The organism is Sphingomonas sp. (assembly GCF_040398505.1).
Taxonomy (GTDB): Bacteria; Pseudomonadota; Alphaproteobacteria; order Sphingomonadales; family Sphingomonadaceae; genus Sphingomonas.
This window is the reverse complement of the sequence record NZ_JBBATX010000030.1, coordinates 1-19,889: the sequence shown is the minus strand read 5'-3', so window position 1 is coordinate 19,889 and position 19,889 is coordinate 1. Positions and strand designations below refer to the sequence as shown.

At 64.8% G+C, this 19,889-nt stretch carries 16 protein-coding genes; 8 read left to right on the top strand and 8 right to left on the bottom strand.

Translation table 11 applies throughout. From position 1 onward, the window contains the following. The first annotated feature begins 310 nt into the window (after positions 1-310). Entirely contained in the window at positions 311-1,468 is a 1,158-nt protein-coding gene (locus ABWP09_RS06015; protein WP_353204238.1) for a saccharopine dehydrogenase family protein, read from the top strand. A 95-nt stretch (positions 1,469-1,563) separates the two neighbouring features. Continuing rightward, positions 1,564-3,021 (top strand): radical SAM/SPASM domain-containing protein, encoded by a 1,458-nt coding sequence (locus ABWP09_RS06010; RefSeq protein WP_353204237.1) that lies wholly within the window; start codon positions 1,564-1,566, stop codon positions 3,019-3,021. Between the two features lie 34 nt (positions 3,022-3,055). Here the strand turns inward: ABWP09_RS06010 and ABWP09_RS06005 are convergent, their stop codons facing one another. From ABWP09_RS06005 to ABWP09_RS05990, 4 genes are all read right to left on the bottom strand, one after another. After that, positions 3,056-5,392, bottom strand: coding sequence for a ribonuclease R family protein (locus ABWP09_RS06005; RefSeq protein WP_353204236.1), 2,337 nt, complete (start codon positions 5,390-5,392; stop codon positions 3,056-3,058). Between the two features lie 188 nt (positions 5,393-5,580). Continuing rightward, positions 5,581-8,349 carry a TonB-dependent receptor gene (locus ABWP09_RS06000; protein WP_353204235.1) on the bottom strand — a complete coding sequence of 923 codons (2,769 nt, stop codon included), beginning with the start codon at positions 8,347-8,349 and terminating at the stop codon, positions 5,581-5,583. A 208-nt stretch (positions 8,350-8,557) separates the two neighbouring features. Beyond that, positions 8,558-9,625, bottom strand: coding sequence for an acyl-CoA dehydrogenase family protein (locus ABWP09_RS05995; RefSeq protein WP_353204234.1), 1,068 nt, complete (start codon positions 9,623-9,625; stop codon positions 8,558-8,560). A 185-nt stretch (positions 9,626-9,810) separates the two neighbouring features. Then, on the bottom strand, positions 9,811-11,028 hold the full coding sequence (locus tag ABWP09_RS05990; RefSeq protein WP_353204233.1) for an acyl-CoA dehydrogenase family protein: 1,218 nt from the start codon (positions 11,026-11,028) through the stop codon (positions 9,811-9,813). A gap of 154 nt (positions 11,029-11,182) precedes the next feature. Here ABWP09_RS05990 and ABWP09_RS05985 point away from each other — a divergent pair, with 154 nt between their 5' ends. After that, positions 11,183-12,409 (top strand): MFS transporter, encoded by a 1,227-nt coding sequence (locus tag ABWP09_RS05985; RefSeq protein ID WP_353204232.1) that lies wholly within the window; start codon positions 11,183-11,185, stop codon positions 12,407-12,409. 10 nt (positions 12,410-12,419) lie between these two features. On the opposite strand, the gene ABWP09_RS05980 is transcribed toward ABWP09_RS05985, so the two are convergent. Further along, a complete protein-coding gene (locus ABWP09_RS05980) occupies positions 12,420-13,217 on the bottom strand; it encodes an SDR family NAD(P)-dependent oxidoreductase (RefSeq protein ID WP_353204231.1) in 798 nt (265 codons plus the stop codon). Further along, on the bottom strand, positions 13,214-13,828 hold the full coding sequence (locus ABWP09_RS05975) for a glutathione S-transferase family protein (RefSeq protein ID WP_353204230.1): 615 nt from the start codon (positions 13,826-13,828) through the stop codon (positions 13,214-13,216). The genes ABWP09_RS05980 and ABWP09_RS05975 overlap by 4 nt, the downstream gene beginning before the upstream one ends. Before the next feature lie 96 nt (positions 13,829-13,924). On the opposite strand from ABWP09_RS05975, the gene ABWP09_RS05970 reads away from it, so the two are divergent. From ABWP09_RS05970 to ABWP09_RS05950, 5 genes are all read left to right on the top strand, one after another. Continuing rightward, positions 13,925-15,454 carry a class I adenylate-forming enzyme family protein gene (locus ABWP09_RS05970; protein ID WP_353204229.1) on the top strand — a complete coding sequence of 510 codons (1,530 nt, stop codon included), beginning with the start codon at positions 13,925-13,927 and terminating at the stop codon, positions 15,452-15,454. Next, positions 15,451-16,227: a thioesterase family protein gene (locus ABWP09_RS05965; protein ID WP_353204228.1), complete on the top strand. Its 777-nt coding sequence runs from the start codon at positions 15,451-15,453 to the stop codon at positions 16,225-16,227. The genes ABWP09_RS05970 and ABWP09_RS05965 overlap by 4 nt, the downstream gene beginning before the upstream one ends. 253 nt (positions 16,228-16,480) lie before the next feature. Beyond that, positions 16,481-16,933, top strand: coding sequence for a CREC-EF hand family protein (locus ABWP09_RS05960; protein WP_353204227.1), 453 nt, complete (start codon positions 16,481-16,483; stop codon positions 16,931-16,933). Positions 16,934-17,046: 113 nt separating this feature from the next. Continuing rightward, on the top strand, positions 17,047-17,766 hold the full coding sequence (locus tag ABWP09_RS05955; protein ID WP_353204243.1) for a response regulator: 720 nt from the start codon (positions 17,047-17,049) through the stop codon (positions 17,764-17,766). Positions 17,767-17,810: 44 nt separating this feature from the next. Beyond that, positions 17,811-19,118: a sensor histidine kinase gene (locus tag ABWP09_RS05950; RefSeq protein ID WP_353204242.1), complete on the top strand. Its 1,308-nt coding sequence runs from the start codon at positions 17,811-17,813 to the stop codon at positions 19,116-19,118. 125 nt (positions 19,119-19,243) lie between these two features. Here the strand turns inward: ABWP09_RS05950 and ABWP09_RS05945 are convergent, their stop codons facing one another. Both ABWP09_RS05945 and ABWP09_RS05940 read right to left on the bottom strand, forming a co-directional pair. Continuing rightward, on the bottom strand, positions 19,244-19,549 hold the full coding sequence (locus ABWP09_RS05945; protein ID WP_353204226.1) for a hypothetical protein: 306 nt from the start codon (positions 19,547-19,549) through the stop codon (positions 19,244-19,246). A gap of 113 nt (positions 19,550-19,662) precedes the next feature. Continuing rightward, positions 19,663-19,889 (bottom strand): GreA/GreB family elongation factor (locus tag ABWP09_RS05940; RefSeq protein WP_353204225.1); only part of this gene is annotated, 227 nt, incomplete at its 5' end.

Here is a 19,889-nt window from a genome sequence, read left to right as displayed (position 1 = left end):
CATCATCGTGATGAGCGACGGGCGGATCGTCGAAAGCGGGTCGCATGGGAGCCTGGTCGACCAGAACGGCCTATATGCACGGCTGGCGAGTTTGCAGTTCAGCGAGGCGGCGTAGCCTTTCTTCTCCCCTCCCGCTTGCGGGAGGGGAGTGCTTGCTCGACAACAGGGTCATCATGCCCCCGGCATGATGAAGAAATGCGCGGGGCGCATTTCGACCTGTTGCCGAACAAGCACTGGGAGGGCATGATCGAGGGGATCGCACGCGGATGGGCCCTCCCCTAACCCCTCCCGCGAGCGGGAGGGGAATGAAATGCGCGACTTCGACATCATCGTGTACGGCGCGACCGGCTTCACCGGCCGGCTCGTGGCGGAGTATTTGACGCAAATCGGCGCGAAGCGCTGGGCGATGGCGGGCCGGTCCGTCGCCAAGCTGGAGGAGGTGCGTGACCTGATCGGCGGGCCCGCCGACACGCCGCTCGTCACCGCCAATGCCGACGACCCCGCTTCGCTCAGGACGATGTGTGAGCGGACGCAGGTCGTGATCTCCACGGTCGGGCCGTACCAGCTTTACGGCAGCGATCTCGTCGCCGCCTGTGCCGAGACCGTCACCGCCTATGTCGATTTGTGCGGCGAGCCCGTTTGGATGCGCCAGATGATCGACGCGCACCACGAAACCGCGCGCGCATCGGGCGCGCGGATCGTGTTCAGTTGCGGCTTCGATTCGATCCCGTTCGATCTCGGCGTGCTGACGCTGCAGGATGCCGCCAAGGCGAAGTTCGGCCACCCGATGAAGCGCGTGAAGGGCCGCGTGCGGAAAATGCAGGGCGGCTTTTCGGGTGGCACTGCCGCCAGCCTCAAGGCGACGCTCGCTGCCGCTGCAAAGAACCCATCGCTGCTCGGCCTGCTAATCAACCCGTTCGCGCTGGCGCCGGGCTTCACCGGGCCGAGCCAGCCCAAGGGCCTGCTCCCCGAATATGACCGCACGATCGAAGCGTGGGTCGCACCCTTCATCATGGCGCCGATCAACACCAAGAATGTCCATCGCACCAACTTCCTGCTGGGCGATCACGGCTATGGCGCGGACTTCGTCTATGACGAGATGATGGTCGCGCCGGGCCTTGGCGAGATGGGCAAGGCCGCCGCCGAAGCGATCGCCAAGATGAACCCGCTCTCCAGCGACAAAGGTCCGAAGCCCGGCGAAGGCCCCTCGAAAGAGGAACGCGACGCGGGTTTCTACGACCTGCTGTTCATCGGCGAAGGGGCCGCCGGCGAGCGGATCGACTGCGTCGTTACCGGCGACCGCGATCCGGGCTATGGATCGACCAGCAAGATGATCGCCGAGACGGCGCTGTGCCTGGTCGAGGATGTCGCCGGGGAAGGTGGTATCTGGACGCCGGGCGCGCTGATGGGGCAAGTGCTGGCGGATCGCTTGCAGGCAAAGGCCGGGCTTACGTTCCGGGCGGGATAGGCAAAAATTCCGTCCGTGACATCCAAGATTCGCCGCATCTGATCGGCATTCACCTATAATCTGGAGATTGAGCGCAGACCAAAGAACGGGCCGTCATGGATTTCGCAGGGCACGAGTATCGCGACACAGTCGAAAGCGATCTGACCGTTCCCGCCCACCACGATCTGGCGCGCCATATCGTGGATCTGATGCTCAGCGTCATGTCCGACGGTTTGGACCACCCCGAGCTCTGGCAGCTGATACCCGGTTTCGTGGAGAGCAACCCGACGCTGGTGCCGGCTCTGCACGCAGTATCGCTCCTGGCAAAGGATGGCGAGACTGTGCGGTCGATCCGGTTGCTCCTCGCGCTTTGCGATGCATCGCGCGGCAGGTTGCGGGAAAGTATCGACAGTCTGGAACCGATCGCGGCGGACCATAGCCAATCGCCGCTGGTCCAGGGCGTCCTGTTTTATCTCCGCGGCCTCGCCGATCCGGAAGATCCCAAATATGCGTTGACCGGGAAGATTTGCGAAACGCCCTTCCGGCAAATGGACGTCCTTGAACGGACCAGCCATCTCTGCTGCGCAAGCTGGCTGGCGACCTCGGCGGGCGATTTGACGACCACCGACTGGCGCAATGTGTGGAACAGCGAAGCGGCGCAAGCGATCCGCGCGAGCGTCTATGATGGCTCCTACCGCTATTGCAACAAGGGGGCGTGCCCGAAAATTCAATCGAATGCATTGCCGCGCGCCGCCGATCTTGCCGCGCGATCGTCCTATTGGGCCGATCTGCTTGCGGCCACGGTCACCGAAATCGCGGCCGGCCCGGAAGTGGTCAACCTGGCCTATGACCGGACCTGCAACCTTTCCTGCCCGAGCTGCCGGGTCGAGCGCTTTGCGGCCGACGATGGCACGCGCGCGCGGTTCGCCGAAATGCAGGAGCGCGCGATTCTTCCGTTGCTTGCCAATGCGAAGACCGTCTTCGTCACCGGCTCGGGCGATCCCTTTGCGAGCAAGAATTTCCGCCAGTTGATGCGCGATTTGACGCCAGAGGCATTTCCCGATCTGAAATTTCAGATCATGACCAATGGCATGTTGTTCACGCCCGATCAGTGGAACACGTTCCCGACGCTGCACCATCGCGTGAAAGTTCTCAAGATCAGCGTTGATGCCGCAACCGGGCCAACGCACGAAACGCTGCGGCGCGGCGCGCCGTGGCCGGTGATGATCGAAAACATGACGTTCGCCGGCGATTTGACCGCGCAGGGACTGATCGATCACTTCGATCTGGTCTTCACTGTGCAATCAGACAATTATCGCGAGATGGCGGACGCCGTCGACCTCGCGCATCGCGTTGGTGCCACCGGCATATATTTCGCGCGCCTTACCAATTGGGGCACATTTTCCGCGGACGAGTATCGCGACAAGGCCGTGTTCCTGCCAGTCCATCCCGATTATGCGGATCTCCTGAAGCAGATCAACGACCCGCGTTTGCGCGATCCGATCGTCATGCTTGGCGATCTCGAGAGTTTTCTCCCCGGCGGAGAAGGCAGTCATCGCAAGTTCGACTGTTGATACGCCCGAGTGAGCCAACCGGATTGCGCGACGGCTAGCGCTTCTTCCCCTGATGCCGGATGTTCGCCGGACGCCCGCGATGCTTGATCACGCGCTTCGGGCCGCGCTCGTCACGCTCGGGTCGTTCCCCCCGGCCCTCGACCATTTCGAAGCGTAACGCGCCCGATACCGGGTTGGCTTCGGCGAGCCGGAGCGGAAGTTTCTGGCCGCTGGCATAGACCATGCCCGACTGATCGCCGATCAGCGTGCGGCTGGCTTCGTCGAAGCGGAAATATTCGCCGCCCAGATCGCGCACCGGCATCAGCCCGTCGCCGCCAATCCCCTCGACCGTGGCAAAGAAGCCGAAATTGGTGACGCCGGTGATCCGCGTTTCCAGCACTTCGCCGATTTTTTCGGACAGGAACGCGGCGACATAGCGGTCGATCGTGTCGCGCTCGGCCTCCATCGCGCGGCGCTCGAGCATCGAGATGCTCTCGCCGATCTTCTCCATCGATGCCGCCTCGCCTTCGCTCAGGCCCCCTGCCCCGAGATCATACGCCGCGACCAGCGAGCGGTGTACCAGCAGATCGGCATAACGCCGGATCGGCGAGGTGAAATGCCCGTAACTGCCCAGCCCGAGCCCGAAATGGCCCATATTGGCGGGCGCGTAATAGGCCTGGGTCTGCGTGCGCAGCACTTGCTCCATGATCTGCGGGCGCTCGTCGCGGTCGATCACCGTGTCGAGGATCTGGTTAAAGGTCTTGGGGCGCACGACCTGGCCGAGCGCGAATTCGATCCCGAAGGTCTTGAGATAGTCCTTGAGCGCGACCAACTTCTCGCGGCTCGGCTGCTCGTGCACCCGGTACATCACCGGCGCCTTCTTCGCCTCGAGCGCCTTCGCCGCGGCGACATTGGCGGCGATCATATAATCCTCGATCAGACGCATCGAATCGAGCCGCTCGCGCGGCGCGACCGACAGGATGCGGCCCTTTTCGTCGAGCACGACGCGACGCTCGGGCAAATCGAGATCGAGCGGCGCGCGCGCGGTGCGCGCCTTGTAGAGCGCGTGCCAGCAGGACCAGAGGGGCAAGAGGGCAGCGAGGATATCGCTGCCAAGGTCCCCCTCCCGCTTGCGGGAGGGGTTAGGGGAGGGGCTGTTGTCGGACAACGGCGAGATTTCGACAGGCCCTCCCCCAACCCCTTCCGCAAGCGGGAGGGGAGTTTTGGAAGCAGAGTGCGCATCCACCATCGCCTGCGCATCCTCATACGCAATATTCGCCGCGATCCGCACCACCGCGCGCGTGAAACGCCACGACTTGAGCGTCCCATTCTTGCCGATCCGCAAATGGCACACCAACGCCGCGCGATCGACGCCCTCCTTCAGCGAACACATCTCCGCCGACAGGCTTTCGGGCAGCATCGGCACGACGCGGTCGGGGAAGTACACGCTGTTGCCGCGCCGCCGCGCCTCGCGGTCGATGCTCGATCCGGGGCGGACATAAAAGGACACGTCAGCGATCGCGACGATCGCCTTCCACCCGCCCGCGTTTGCGGGATCATCGTCGGGTGCGGCCCACACCGCATCGTCATGATCGCGCGCATCGGCCGGATCGATCGCAACGATGGGCAAATGGCGGAGGTCTTCGCGTCCCGCCCCCAACGGCTGCGCCGCCACGCGCACCGCTTCTTCCAGCGTGTCGGTTGAGAAGACATCGGGAATCCCGAGCTTGTGGATCGCGATCAGCGAGAAGCTGCGCGGTGCGAACGGATCGCCCAGCACTTGCGTGACGCGCACGGTGATGCGCGGCGGCCGACCAGCCTTCTCGGCCAGCACCAGATCGCCGACTTGGGCCTCGCCCGAATCGGACACCTGAAACTCGCGGCGTTCCTTCTTCTCGACGCCTTGCAGCCACAGCGTCGCGCCTTCCTGTCGCAACACGCCGAGCACCAATTCCTCGCCCTTGGGCAAGACCTTCATCGGATGTGCGATCAGGCCGTTGCCGGCTTCCTCGGTCCGTGCGAGCACGCGGTCGCCAATGCCGAGCGCACCGCGCTTGCGCTCGCGTACGCGCAATTTCGGGGGAGGCGTGTCGGCCTCCCAGCGCTCAGGGACCGCCCACACCGTGCCGCTATCATCGACATCGGCGATGCGCAGCACCGTCACTTTGGGCACGCCGCCCATTTTGTGGAAGGCACGGCCGGGCGCGGAGTCGATCAACCCCTCATCCGCCATGTCCTTGAGCAGCGCTTTCAGCAGGATCTTGTCCTGTGCCGACAGGCCGAACGCCTTGGCGATCTCACGCTTGCCGGCGGGCACGTCCGAGCTTGCGATAAAGGCGAGGATTTGGTCGCGGGTGGGCAGGCCGGGGGTTTGCTTTTGGGGTTTGGGCATGTCGCCTGCGATACGCGAGGGCGGGGCAAACGGCAAAGGGCGCGTCACCGGGTGGTGGCGCGCCCTTTGAAGTCGCCGGGCTAAGGCCGGACATGGGCAAAGCCCATGTCGTCGGACGCGGCGAGCCGCGCCGGCCGGCCTTGCGGGGGTGCGATCTAGCTACGCTAAATTGTCTCCCCCGCTACGGCTTAAAACTTACCCCGCAGCGTCACACCATAGGTCCGCGGTTCGGCGAGGAATTGCGAGAAGATCTGACGTCCACCGGGATATTGCGGATCGGTGAACGGGGCAGAGCCGGCACCCGCCTGGAATGGCGAGTTGAAGGCGACCTGCGCATAGTCCTGGTTGAAGATGTTCTGGCCCCAGAATTCGATCGCCCACTGCTCATCCTTGCCGCGCAAACCGACGCGGGCGTTGAACAAGGCGAAACCGTCCTGCTCTTTTTGCGGGAACAGATCGGACCCGGTATTATAATCGCCCGACAGGCGGCTATCGATGTAGAACAGGCCCGACAGGCCGCCATTGCCGATCCGCGGCGTCCACGCGAACGAACTCGTCACGACGATTTCGGGTGCGTTGGAGAGATTGTCGCCCGGCAATTTGCGCAGGGCCGGATCGAGCGCTGCGCCACTCGAGCTGCCGACCAGATCGTTGCGATACTTGCTCGACTGATAGGTGAAGCCGAGATTGACGCGGACGTTACGGATCGGGACGAGCGACGCCTCGGCCTCGACGCCTTGCGACAATACGCCATAACCGACATCGCCTGCCGGGCACACGCCGGTCGCTGCGCTGAGATCGCGATCGCCGCCCGCCAGGCTGGACGAGCAACCGTTGATGCTCTGCACCAGGAAGACGGTGCCGTTGAAAGTGTTCAGCTGAAAATTGCTGAATTGCTGGCGGAACGCGGCGAGGCTGAGCGAGAACGGCCCGGTCGAATATTTCGCGCCCAGTTCATAAGCGTTCACCGTTTCAGGCGCGAATTGCAAATTGCCGACCAGCGATTGCGCGCCGCCTGCGGCCGCGAAGGTCGTCGTGCCGGTCGCCGTGATCGGTGCCTTCAAGGCCGAACGATCGAGGTTGAACCCGCCCGCTTTATAGCCGCGTGCATAGCTGGCGTAGAGCAGCAAATGATCGATCGGCTTCCACGACACTATCGCGGTGCCGCTGAAGCGGCTTTCGCTGCGCTGCGAATTGATGCTGACGCCGTTCAACTCGGCAGTCGAATTGCCCTGGCAGCCGAGCCCGACCAACGACCCGGCGAGCGCGCGTCCGGTTGCCGTCGTCAGCGGGTTGGTGATGTCATCGGTCAGGCGGGCTTGCAGCTGCGTGCAGACGTTGTTGTTGTTGCCGAAGGTCGCATCGAACTTCTTGCGTTCATGCGTGTAGCGGCCACCGAGTGTAACATTGAGCGTATCGGTGATGTGAATGATATTGTGCGTAAACGCCGCAAAGTTGACGCTGTTCTGCCGATAGACATCGTCGGTCGATCCGAGATTGTTGAGCGAATCGAGCAACGTGAAGCCGGCCAGCACATCCGGTCCGCTCAGCCCGCTCGCTCCGCCGATCGTCGCGGCGCCACTCGGCGCGAAACAGCCCGGGCTCGTCGGCGAATAGAAGCCGGCAAGACCGCCGCCCGAAATGATCCGGCAGGTGGCAAAGCGGCCATATTGATTACCGAACTTGAGATTGTCGTGCACCGTCAGGTCTTCATTGGCGAAGAAGCCGCCGACCAGCCAGTCGAGCTTCCCGTCAAACGCCTCGCCGTTCAACCGCAATTCCTGCGTGAAGGTCTTGAACTGACGCGACGAACCGCCGTCAGCGGCGCGGTACAGGATATCGACCGCGCTATAGTCGGTGTCGGAGCCCTGATCGTTCTTATAGTCGCGATAGGCGGTGATCGAGGTCAGATTGATCCCGCCGCCCAGGCTCCAATTGACCTCGCCCGAAATACCACCATCGGTCGTCGTGCCGCCGAAGCTCCGCCCCGGCGTGACCGTAATATTGCGCGAATAGCCCTGATTGAAACTGGCGAGCGGCTGGCCGAGGCCGGTCAGCACGTTGATGATGTTGTTGCCGTTGGGAAGACCGGAGGTCAGCGGCGTCGCCGGGGTGTTGAGATTGCCGATATACGGGTTGACCGTGCTACCGACATAGGTCGCAGCGCAGCACTTCTCCTTGCGGTGGGTGTAATCGCCGATCAGCCGGAACGAGAAATCTGCGCTCGGTTGATACAGGATCTGGCCACGGACAAAGTAGCGGTTGCGATCGTTGACGTCGGTATTGTTGGTCGTGTCGTTATAAAAGCCCTTGCGGTTGACATAGACCGCATCAACGCGCGCGGCGATCGTCTCCGTCAGCGGCACGTTGATCGCGCCGGCAAGCCGGTAGAAATCGTAATTGCCATAGGTCGCTTCAGCATTGCCGCCGAAGGTGAAGCTCGGCTTCTTCGAGAAGATGTTGATGACACCGGCCGAGGCATTGCGCCCGCCGAGCGTACCCTGCGGCCCGCGCAGCACTTCGACCCGGTCGATCTCACCGAGTTCGTTGAGGCCGATACCCGCGCGCGAGCGATAGACGCCGTCGATGAACACCGCGACCGAGCTTTCGAGGCCGGGATTGTCGCCGACCGTGCCGATACCGCGAATACGCGGCGAACCATTGGCTTCGTTGCCGGTCGAGGAAACGAGCAGCGATGGTGCGAGCTGACTCAGCTGGCGAATGTCGTTCGCACCGGACAGCGAGAGCGATTGCGCGGTTACCGCCGACACCGCGAGCGGCACGTTGGCGAGCAACTGCGAACGGCCCTGCGCGGTGACGACGATGTCGTCGTTCGAATCTTCGGAACTCGCGGTCGGCGCTGGCGTAGCGGCCAGCGCGGTTTGCGCGAGCGCTGGTGAAGCAACCCCGAGCGCCAGCGCAGACGCGGCGCAGGTGTACAGCAGACGGTTAAGCACGGCACTCTCCCCGAAGCGGCCGGGAACGTCGCTGCGCCCCGTACCGGTTTATCGAATTCAAACAATGCCGCGCCCCGTCACGCGCGTCAATGTCCTCTTCCGCTAATAGGAAGGCCTGTTGCTCCCCGGCAACACTCCCGTTTCGGCCAGAACGCTTGTTCGAAAAGTGGGAATTCCTCGCCGCATCGCGGCGAGATTTACCGGTCGATCAATATCCGTTGAGCCGCGCGAAGCGTTCGCGGTGGAAAGCGGCATTGCCCCACATCGTCTCCAGCACGCGGGCGCGCTTGATATAGAAGCCCGCATCATGCTCATCGGTCATGCCGATGCCGCCATGGAGCTGGATCATCTCGCGGCTGACGAGATGCAGTGTGTCGCTGGCAATCGCCTTGGCGAGGCTCACCGCCTGATCAAGGTCCGAGCGGCCCGCGTCGATCGCTTCGAGCGCGCCTTCGACCGCCGAGCGCATCAGTTCGAGCTCGGTGAACATCTTGGCCATGCGGTGCTGCAGCGCCTGGAAGGTCGACAATTGCTGGCCAAACTGGACGCGCGTCTTCAGATAATCGTTGGTGGTGTGGAACGCCTGCTCCGCCATGCCGAGCATTTCGGCGCAGGTGATCGCGGTTGCGCGATCGATCACTTGCGCGGTGAGCTTGGTATCGCCGAGCCGCTCGGCGGGGGCATTATCGAACGTGACCTGCGCGTGGCTGCGCGAATCGGTCATATGGCGGGAGGAGCGCGTGACGCCGGCATGACCGCTGACGAGATAGAGGCCGTCGGTCGCCGCAACCACGAACACGCCGGCGCTGTCGCCTTCCGCGACGAACGCCTTGGTGCCGCTGATCTTGCCGTCGGAGACACTGGCGGTGATCTTGGCGGGATCGTGCACCGGGCCTTCGTCGATCGCGAGCGTGGCGACCACCTCACCGCTGGCGATCTTCGGGAGCCATTCGGCCTTGGCCGCGTCCGATCCGCCGAGCACGATCGCGCTCGCCGCCGCTGCGGTCGAGGCAAGCGGCGAGGCAGCGAGGTTGCGCCCAAGCTGCTCGAGCACCAGCCCGAGCGACAGATAGCCGAACGCGGTGCCGCCGAATGCCTCCGGGATCACGATGCCGGGCAGCCCCATTTCGGACAGCGCGTGCCACGCAGCAGCGTCATAGCCCTCCGCCGGGGCGGCCGCGCGCAGCTTGCGGAACGCGGTAACGGGCGATTCATTGTCGGCCCATTCGCGCACCATATCGCGCAGCATCGTTTGTTCGTCGTTCAGTGCGGCCATGTTCTTAACCTTCCATCTTTCTCCCTCTCCCGCTTTCGCGGGAGAGGCTACGAAGACTTGGTCCGCGTTCTTCACGCGGGCCTAGTCGCAGTCGGTGAGGGTCGTCTTCTTTCTGGCGTCGAAGAAGAAGACCCTCCCCTACCCCTCCCGCGAAGGCGGGAGGGGGTTGAAAGTGCGCTTGTTACCTATTGATGATCGAGCATCCCGAGGATGCGCTTCGAGACGATGTTGTTCTGGATTTCGGTCGATCCGCCATAGATCGATACCGCCTTGCCCCACAGCCAGGTGCGCGTCTGGGTCAGTTCGTCTTCGCTGAAGCCCTCGCCTTCCCAGCCGAGCCCGGCCATGCCCATGATCTCGACCGAAAGCTCGGCACGGTCCTGCGTGATGCGCGCGCCGACATTCTTCATGATCGAGGTCGCCGCCGACGGACCCTGGTTCGACTTCGCCTCAAGCGCGGCGCGGCGCAGCGTCAGCGCGAACGCGCGGCTGTCCATTTCGTGGCGGACGATGCGCATCCGCAGGTCGCTGTCGGGGACGCGACCCTTCTCGTCCGCGCCGCGATATTCCTTGGCGAGCGTGCCCATCGGCTTGCCCGCAAACAAGCGCGACGCACCGCCGCCGCCCGACAGGCTGTTGCGCTCATGCTGCAACAGCCGCGTGCCGATTTCCCAGCCCTGCCCTTCGCGCCCGACGAGATTTTCCTTGGGCACCTTCACATTGGTGAAAAACGTCTCGCAAAAGGGTGATTGCCCCGAGATCATCCGGATCGGCTTCACCTCGACGCCGGGCGCAGTCATGTCGATCAGCAGGAAGCTGATGCCGCCATGCTTCTGGCTCTTGTCGGTGCGCACCAGCGCGAAACATTTGTCGGCCCATTGCCCGCCGCTGGTCCAGGTCTTCTGGCCATTGACGATATAATGGTCGCCCGCATCCTCGGCGAAGGTCTGGACGTTCGCCAGATCCGACCCGGCATTGGGTTCGCTATACCCCTGGCACCAGCGCACATCGCCCTTGGCGATCGCCGGGATATGCTCCTGCTTCTGCGCTTCGCTACCATATTCGAGCAGCGTCGGGCCGAACATCATGATGCCCATCCCGCCGATCGGGTTGCTCGCACCGGCGCGCGCCAGTTCTTCCTGCAGCACGCGAATTTGCGCCTTGTCGAGCCCGCCGCCACCATAAGCGACCGGCCAGCCCGGCACGCCCCAGCCCTTTTCACCCATTGCAGTTTTCCACGCGATTTCGTCGGCCGATAAGTCGGTCGGCCCTTCGAGCGACGACAGACTGCTATCCTGACCTTTCAGCGAAGACGGGAAATTGGCCGCAATCCACGCGCGCGCTTCGGCGCGGAAGCTGTCGAGCGGGTTGGCTGCAACATCGAGTTCGGGCGCAGTGGCCATGAAACCTCTCCTGAAAGACGAAAACTGAAGATCGGGTATGGTCTGGCGATGGCACAGATCGGGTCTGCGCGAAAGGCCAAATCCCGACCGTCTCGCACATTCTGCCGCAAACGATTACGCTCGTTCCGAGGGAAGGGTTTGGGGGGAGACCGTGATGCGCTTCGAGAATCGCGCCGTGCCGATTGTGCTGGCCGCCGTGCTGATCGACACGATCGGCTTCGGCATCGTGCTGCCGGTTCTGCCCGCGCTCATCGTGCGGCTGGGGCGCATGGGGATCGACGATGCGACACGGATCGCGGGCTATATGCTCGTCGCCTTCGCCGTCGCGCAATTCTTTGCAGGCCCCGTGCTCGGCACTTTGAGCGACCGCTTCGGGCGGCGCCCGGTGCTGATCGCATCGATGCTGGCGTTCGGCGTGGATTATGCGCTGATGGCGGTCGCGCCGACTCTTGCATGGTTGTTCCTGGGGCGCGCGATCGCCGGAGCGGCGGGCGCGGTCCACGGTCCGGCAAGTTCGGTGATCGCCGACGTGACCCCGGTCGAAAAGCGCAGCAGTGCGTTCGGCTATATAAATGCGGCGTTCGGGATCGGCTTCATCATCGGGCCAGCGCTCGGCGGCGTGCTCGCGGAGCTTGGTCCCCGCGCACCGTTCATCGCCGCGGCCGTGCTCGCGCTTGGTAATGCCGCGGTGATGCTCGCGCTGATGCCCGAATCGCTGGCGCGCGAGCATCGCCGCCCGTTCCATTGGCGCAACGCCCATATCGTCGGGGCGTTCAAGCCGTTGTTCCAAGCGGGCAACGCCGCACCGCTCTTGCTCGCGACTTTGATGTGGATGCTCGCCAACATGGTCTATCCGACCACCTGGGCGTTCTGGGCGACTATCCGCTTTCAGTGGAGCCCGGGAGCAGTGGGCTGGAGCCTGGCCTATGTCGGTCTGATCACCGCTGTCGTTCAAATCTTTGTCATTTCGCCGACAATCGGACGCATCGGCGATCGCGGCGCGCTTATCGTCGGATTGCTATGCGCGATCACCGGGTTCGTTGCGTTTGCGTTCGTTAGCGTCGGCTGGAAAATCTATCTGATCATGCTGCCGGCGGCGTTGCAGGGCTTTGTCGCGCCCGCGCTGAAGGGGCTGCTATCCCGCCGGATCGGGCCAACGCAGCAGGGTGCGCTTCAAGGCGGCCTTCGCAGCATGAGCAGCGTCGCCTCGGTAATCAGTCCATTCGTGATGACGCAGGCGCTGGCGGCGGGGGTCGAACGCGGTTTTCCAGGTGCTGCCTTCCTGCTCGCCGCGAGCTTCGCCGCGATCGCACTTGGCATCGTCTGCTGGACGGTGCTGCAACGCGTGCCCCCAGAGACCAAGGCGGCCGGAGAGGCGTGACGCCGCGCGCCTAAAGCTCGCGCCCCGGCCGCCGCGCCAGCCCGACATCGAGATGCGCGCCGGCATCGAGCAGCATCGTCTCGCCGGTAATCACCCGCGCCGCGGGATCGAGCAGCATCACGATCGGCCCGGCAATGTCGTCGGGCGTCGCCGCCATGCCCATTGGCGTGGCGGCGGCGATCCGCGCGTTCAACGCGGCGAACCCCGCCTCGCCCAGCCGTTTCTCGAACCAGCCCGTTCCGACATAGCCGGGTGCCACCGCATTGACGCGGATCGACGGTGCCAGTGCCCGCGCGAGACTCTTGGTCATCGTCGTCAGCGCGCCCTTCGACGCGGCATAGGCGACCGATGAGCCATGGCCGAACACCCCCGCGACGCTCGCGACATTGACCACTGCGCCGATGCCATGCTCACGCAGCGCCGGGGCGCACGCGCGGATCATCTGGAACGGCGCGATCGTGTTGAGGCGGTATATATCGATAAAGTCGTCGGCGCTGAGCGCGTCGAGGTCCTCGTGATTGGCGAATTTGGTGCGGCCGGCATTGTTGACCAGAAAATCGATCCGCCCGAACGCGTTGATCGCCGCATCGGCGAGCGCATGGCACGCCGCATCCTCGACGATATCGGCCTGCACCGCGATCGCGCCCGCGCCGATTTCGGCGACCAGCGCCTCAGCATCCTCCTTGCTCGACGCATAATTCACGACGCAGCGCACGCCGCGCGCCGCCAGCCGCCGCACCACCGCCGCGCCGATCCCGGTGCCGCCGCCGGTCACGATCGCGACCGCGCCCTGCAGGTCGGCGCTCATGCCTGCGCACTCGGACGCGCGGACGCGCGGGCGTGCCAGTCGCGCAGGGCAGTCGCGTCCTCGGGCACCGCAATTCCGATAAAGGCAGCGAAATCGATCGTCGTCAGCAACACGATATCGGCCATCGAATAGCCTTTCCCATCGAGCCAGTCGCGCGACGCGAGCGCCGTATCGCATTCGCGCATCGCCGCCACCACGCGCGGGCGCTGGCTTTCGCCAAAGTCGGTATATTGCGGCTTCACGACGCGCGCGGTGAACGGGTGCGTATGCTGCCACACCATCGCGAGCGGCGTCATCAGCCGTAATTCGACGCGCCGGATCCACTGATCGACCTCGGCCACGCCGCGCGCGCCGCTGCCGAACAGCGGCGGGCTGGGATGCAGGGTTTCAAAGAAGCGGCAAATCGCGATGCTCTCGGTCAGCACGTCGGCCCCGTCGATGACCAGAGCGGGAATTTGGCCGAGCGGATTGACCTGCAGAAACGCGTCGCCGCGATGCTCGCCGTCGCGGATCGAAATCGTCTGCAGCGGAACGCTCAAGCCCTTTTCGGCGAGATAAATCCGGACGCGACGCGGGTTGGGCGCGGGGTTCGGCGAATCGTAAAGGATCATATTGGGTTGGCCCCGCTGCTTTTTCGAACGTCGCGTATGGCATTTTGGTCTTGCCTCGCCTAGCGGATCGTGCCTACGGTATTGGAAAAACCCGCCATGACGACTGCCGCCGAATTGCTCGACAGCGATTTCGCCACCCTGCCCGACCTGATCCGGGCGCATGCCGCCGAGCGCGGCGAGAAGGTCGCTTTGGCCGACGCGAGCGGCGAGCTCGATTATGCCAGTCTGGACGCGTTGATGGACCGCATCGCCGCCGCGCTGCAACGCGACGGCGTGCAGCAAGGCGATGCGGTGGCGATCGTCGCCTCAGCCAGCATCGACTATGCCGCCGTATTCCTGGGCGCTTTGCGCGCCGGATGCGTGGCGACGCCGCTCGCGCCATCGGGCACGCCCGACAGCATCGTCGCGATGATCGCCGATTGCGCCGCGCCGATCACCTTTATCGATGCCGAAGCGGCAACCGCGCTGGCGGGGCAGCATATTCCGGGCAAGCTCGTCCATCTGAAGTCGCTCGGGCCGTGGCTCGCCCCAGCCGGGGCCACCCCCGCGCCCGTCACGATCCGGCCCGAGGACGGCTTCAACATCATCTATTCGTCGGGCACGACCGGCACGCCCAAGGGCATCGTGCAAAGCCATGCGATGCGCTGGGCGCATATCAATCGCAACGCCGCCGCCGGGTTCGGCGATGCCGTCACGATGGTCGCGACGCCGCTTTATTCGAACACCACGCTGGTCAGCTTCCTGCCGACGCTCGGCTGGGGCGGCACCGTGGTGCTGATGAAGAAGTTCGATGCACGCGGCTATCTGACGCTCGCCGAGCGTCACCGCGCGACGCACACGATGCTGGTGCCGGTGCAATATCAGCGGCTGATGGCGCTGCCCGATTTCGACCGGTTCGACCTGACGCGCTTCGCCTTCAAGACCTGCACCTCCGCCCCCTTCTCCGCCGCGCTGAAAGCCGATGTGCTGGCGCGCTGGCCCGGGCTGCTGGTCGAATATTACGGCATGACCGAGGGTGGCGGCACCTGCCTGCTCGTCGCCAACCAGTTTCCCGACAAGCTCCACACCGTCGGTCGCCCGGTCGAGGGGCACGATATCCGGCTGATCGATGAGGACGGCACCGAAGTCGCGCAAGGCGAGATCGGCGAAGTCGTCGGGCGCTCGCCCGCGATGATGACGGGGTATCACGGGCGCGCCAAGGCAACCTCGGCCGCCGAATGGTTCGATGCCGAGGGCAATCGCTACATCCGCCACGGCGACATCGGGCGCTTCGACCAAGACGGGTTCCTCACGCTGCTCGACCGCAAGAAGGATCTGATCATCTCGGGCGGGTTCAACATCTATCCGACCGACCTGGAAGCGGTGCTGGCGCAACATCCCGCGGTTGCGGATTGCAGCGTCATCGGCGTGCCGTCCGAGGCATGGGGCGAGACCCCGGTCGGCTTCTACGTGCCGCATACCGGCGTGGACGCGACCATCCCCGACATCCTCGACTGGACCAATGCGCAGCTCGGCAAGACGCAGCGTTTGTCGGCGTTGCACGCGATCGACGAATTGCCGCGCAGCGCGATCGGCAAGGTGCTCAAACGCGAATTGCGTGACCGGCTGACGGAGCTGGCGGCGTGACCCCGATCCGCGAGATTCTGGCCAAGGCGACGCCGGTCGAAAGCGGGTTTCGCGCCGAAATCCCGGCCGACTGGCTGCAGGGCCGCACCGCCTATGGCGGCCTGTCGAGCGCGCTCGCGCTGCATGCCGCGCAGGGAATCGAACCTGACCTGCCCCCGCTGCGATCGGCGCAAGTGTCGTTCATCGGGCCGCTGTCGGGCAGCGTCACCGTCACCGCGACGAAATTGCGACGCGGGCGCACCGCCGCGTTCATCCAGGCCGATATCGTGTCCGAAGCGGGGCTTGGTTTCCGCGCGACCTTCGTGTTCATGGCCGAACAGCCGTCGCGGGTCGCGCTGGCCGGTCGCCTCGACAGTAATATCCCGCCACCGGTGAGCGATGCCACGTTGTACACCGGGCCGGACGAATTTTTTACCGGCAATTTCAATTTTCTGGACTTGAAGGACGAAGCCAAGGGTGAGGCCGAATGGCTGCGCTGGGCGCGGCTGCGCGACTATGCCGGGCTTGATCCGATGGTCGAGGTGCTGGCGCTCGCCGACGCGCTTCCCCCCGCCGCGTTCAAGCTGTTCGGCAAGGACTTTGTGCCGCTCAGTTCGGTGACGTGGATCGTCAATCTGCTGACCCCGACGCCGGCGACGACCGACGGCTGGTGGCTGCTCTCGGCGGAATCGCAGCACGCGGTGAACGGCGGATCGAGCCAGACGATGATGCTGTGGAACGCCGATGGCGTGCCGATCGCGCAGGGCATGCAGAGCGTCGCGATCTTCGGGTAAACGCACGCACCGCTCCACCGTCACCCCGGGCTTGTGCCGGGGTCCAGGACGCGGCTTGGTACAAGTTCATGATCGTGGGCGCGGCGCACGCGGCACAGTGGCCCCCGGCACTGGGCCGCGGTGACGGAAGCGCACTGTTGCGACATTTTGCGACACTTTGTCCCGCCTACCGGCATAGCGGCGCGACAGGTCGGGTAGCATAAGGGGCGCGAACCGGGGCGTCGTCCCGATCCTGTCGAGCGGAGTCCCGATCATGCGCTACACCTTCCTCGCGTCCTTCGCCGTCACCGTGCTGGCCACGACAGCCTTTGCCCAGGGCGGCGGGATGGGCATGATGCGCGCCGATACCAATGGCGACGGCATGATCTCGCGGGCCGAGGCGACCGCGCAGGCCAATGCGCGTTTCGACCGGATGGACGCCAACAAGGACGGCACGCTCACCGCCGATGAACGACAAGGCCCGGGCGGTCGCATGATGGCGCGCGCAGGCGGCGGTGACGGCGCAATGACGCGCGCCGACTTTATGGCGCGGGCCGACCGGCGCTTTGCGCTTATCGACACGAACAAGGATGGCCAGCTATCGGCCGATGAACGCAAGGTATGGGAGGACAAAGCTCGCGCGATCGCCGGGCAACGCCGCGCTGATCCGGCCGATGCGATCGCGCCGCCGGCAGCGCCTGCGCCTGCACCCAATCCGGGCCAGTAAACCCCTTCCGGGTCCGGACGCCGGACGAGCGCCTCCCCCTTTTGCTCGTCCGGCATTCGCCGCTGGAACGCGCCTCCTTTTCAGAAGATGCGGCCATGCTACAGACGGACGCTATGGGGGACACGCCACACCTTTTGCTCGTCGATGACGAACGCTCGATCCGCGAGCCGCTCGCGCAATATCTGACGCGGCAGGGGTTTCGCGTGACGCAAGCGGGCGATGCCGAAGGTGCCCGTGCACGAATGACCGCCTATGCGATCGACCTCGTCATCCTCGACATCATGATGCCGGGGGAAGACGGCCTGTCGCTCACCCGCCACATTCGCGAGACGAGCGAGACCCCGGTCATCCTGCTCACCGCGCGGACCGAGGAGACCGACCGCATTGTCGGGCTCGAAATGGGGGCCGACGATTATGTCGTAAAGCCGTTTTCGCCGCGCGAGCTGGCGGCGCGGGTCAAGGTGATCCTGCGCCGCGCCGCCGCCGGCGGCACGCGCCAGCATGCGCCCGAGAGCGGATCCTTCGCCTTTGCCGGATGGGTGCTCAAATCGGGCGAACGCACGTTGGTCGATCGTGAGGGCGTGTCGGTGCCGCTATCGACCGGCGAGTATAATTTGCTCCACGCGCTGGTGACACGCCCGCGGCAAGTGCTGACGCGCGACCAGTTGCTCGATCTGACGCAAGGGCGCGAGGCCGCCGCGTTCGACCGTGCGATCGATAATCAGGTCAGCCGCCTGCGCCGCAAGATCGAGGCCGACCCCAAGACCCCCGACCTGATCAAGACGGTGTGGGGCGGCGGCTATACGCTGGCCGCCGAGGTCACGCGACTTTGAGGAGGGGCGCGGAGCGGCTGTTGCCGCGCAGCCTGTCGGGGCAAATGGCGCTGCTGATCGCGGTCGCCTTGTTCGTCGCGCAAGCGATCAACTTCAGTCTACTCTTGTCGGAACGCCGCCAGGCGCGGCTCGATCAGGCGACTGGCCCGGTCGTGACGCGGATCGTCGATGCCGATGAGCGGATCGACGCCGGCCGCCCGATCGGCGGGGGAAATTGGAGCCGGGTGCAGCTTGCCGCCACGTCCCCGGTTGCGCCGAGCGCGCAGCATGTTCCCGAGGTCGAGAGCGCGTTGCGCGGGGCGCTCAACGACGCTGGGGTCAAGGTCGGACGCATTCAGACGCAAGTGCTGCCGATCAACCGCAACGACCCCAGGCTGCGTTATGTCAGCAAGGCGCGCGTCGAGCGGTTGCTGCGCGCCGGGGCCGAGCTGATGGTCGCGGTCGAGCGGCCCGACGGCCAGTGGCTGATCCTCAACCTGCCGTGGTCGCGCAGCGACGCGGCGATCTTCTGGCGGCTGATCGCGCAAACGTTGATCCTGTACGGCGTCGCGCTCGCGCCGTTGCTGTGGGCGGCACGGCGCATCTCGCAGCCGCTGCGCAGCCTCGCCAACGCCGCGCGCGCGTTTCAGCCTGGCGCGGCGGTCGAACCGGTCGCAGCACGCGGGCCGCAGGACGTGCGCGACGTGATCGTGGCGTTCAACGCGCTGCGGCTGCGCGTCACCGCGATGCTCGACGAGAAGGACCGGATGCTCGGCGCGATCGGGCATGATTTGCGCACGCCACTCGCGGCTCTCCGCGTGCGGATCGAGTCGGTCGAGGATGACGACGACCGGTTGAAGATGGGCGACACGATCGCCGAGATGAATTCGACGCTCGACGACATCCTGTCGCTGGCGCGGCTGGGCCGCCCGAGCGAACCGCCGACCGAAGTCGATCTCGCCGCTTTGGTCGATGCCGTGGTCGAGGATTTCCGCGATCTCGACCGTGAAGTTGCGTTCGAGGCCGGCGCGCGGCTGACGATGCGGCTGCGCCCCGGCCTGATGCGCCGCGCGGTGCGCAATCTGATCGAAAATGCGTTGAAATATGCCGGGGCAGCCGAGGTATCGCTCGCCGCCGACGCGCGCACCGTGACGATCGCCGTCTGCGACCGCGGCCCCGGCATCCCGGTCGATCGCCTCGGCGACGTGTTCGACGCGTTCACCCGGATCGAAACCTCCCGCAACAAGGAGACCGGTGGGATCGGGCTTGGCCTGGCGCTCGCCCGCACGATCGTGCGCGATGCGGGGGGGGATATCACGCTGGAGAATCGCGACGGCGGCGGGTTGGTGGCGCGGATTGTGCTGGTGCGGTGAGGGCTGGTGGGCGCTAGGTTTGGGCGCGGAAGGTCACTGGAAGGTCACGCGAAACGCTGCTTTTTGACGGCGGGGGCGGCGGAAAGTTAGGCTAAAGTTATGCGATTGCGCAGTTTACAAACCCGTCATTTCCCCGAGGTCGGGTGTTTCTCAGGTTCCGCCATTTCGTTTCCGATGAAGCCGACACGGTAGCCGCGTTTTTCGGCAATTGCTTTCATCTCGTCAAGAACGCACTCAACCTTCCGGAAGTCGCCATTCGGCGCTGGCTTGAACCGAAAAGTACCGTCTCGCTTCACGACGATCCAAGATGGCGGATTATGACACTTCCTCTTGATCGCCCGAGCATCAGACGCTGTAAAAACTGCAGCTGCGGCGGCTATTGCCAATATCATTCGGGCTTCTCCACCGGCCAATGCTTCACGATCTTGCACAGCCGCTCGTCAAAGCGCGCCTTGTAATCGCAGGAAGTCGTAATGCAATCAGCAGGCATTCGAGGAATTCACCACGGCGCGTGAATGTCCGCAACTGGGAGGAAGCTGCCCCCTCACCCCACCCCCACCACCTCGATCGCCTCGTCCTTTCCGCCGAAATCCAAGCGCTCGCCCACTTCCGCGCCGATGAGGGCGCGTGCCAAGGGGGCCTGGAAGCCGATGTGGCCTGCGGCGGGGTCGGCTTCGTCGCCGCCGACGATCTCGATCGTGCGTTCGGCGCCGTTGAGGCGATAGGTGACGCGGCTGCCGATGCCGACGGTGCCGGGTGCTGGCGGTGGCA